1 pseudogene is annotated in these 290 nt (G+C 57.2%); it reads left to right on the top strand.

The features are described 5' to 3' along the window. Positions 1-18: 18 nt before the first annotated feature. A pseudogene (locus J0A66_RS22960) lies at positions 19-290 on the top strand (efflux RND transporter periplasmic adaptor subunit); the annotation flags it as partial.

Genomic DNA, 290 nt, shown 5'->3' with positions numbered 1-290 from the left:
AATGCCCTGGAGGCAGACTTGGAAGAAGCCAAGCGCAATCAGGTGCGCATCAATAACAATAGCTATTCCAGCGAAGCCGAACGTACCGGCGCTGCCACTCGTGTGCAGAGCCTGGCCGCCAACCTGCAAAGCGCTGTGGCTGAAATTGAAGTCGCCAAGCTACAAAGTCAAAGCCAGCGCGAACGTCTGGATGATCACACCATACGTGCACCGTTCTCCGGCGTGGTGACGGTCAAAAATGCCCAACCCGGTGAGATTGTGGCACCCACATCCGCCGGCGGTGGTTTCAC

It is taken from the genome of Bowmanella dokdonensis (assembly GCF_017254865.1).
Classification (GTDB): Bacteria; Pseudomonadota; Gammaproteobacteria; order Enterobacterales; family Alteromonadaceae; genus Bowmanella; species Bowmanella dokdonensis.
Note: the sequence above shows the minus strand (reverse complement) of the source record. Positions and strands in the feature narration are given on the sequence as shown.